Below are 314 nucleotides of genomic sequence, written 5' to 3' on the forward strand. Positions count from 1 at the left end.
GATAGATGGTCATCACCTTGCCGTCTTCGGACGGCGTCGCGGTGAAGCCTTCAGGCAGCGTCAGGCCACTGCCGATCCACAGCACTGAACCGGCGCCATCGGCGCCGTAAGCATGCGCGAGTACGCCCGTCGCATTGACAGAGTCGGCATCATCGCCGTTGCCTGCCGGATTACCGCCGGTCAGCGCATCGTCGTCGAGCTGTACCAGCGAATTCTCGCCGATCGTCGGAATATCGTCATCGACATTGATGGTCAGCGTGCCCGGCGTTGCAGCCGCATCGCCGTCCTTGTCGGTGACCTGGTAGGAAATCGTG

1 protein-coding gene is annotated in these 314 nt (G+C 62.1%); it reads right to left on the reverse strand.

Annotated features, from left to right (window positions below; genetic code table 11):
• Positions 1 to 314, reverse strand: a 314-nt coding sequence (locus tag MOV61_RS30630; protein WP_247139218.1) for a hypothetical protein, incomplete at both ends; no start/stop codon positions are given.

The sequence above is a fragment of the Neorhizobium sp. BETTINA12A genome, assembly GCF_023006485.1.
Taxonomy (GTDB): domain Bacteria; phylum Pseudomonadota; class Alphaproteobacteria; order Rhizobiales; family Rhizobiaceae; genus Neorhizobium.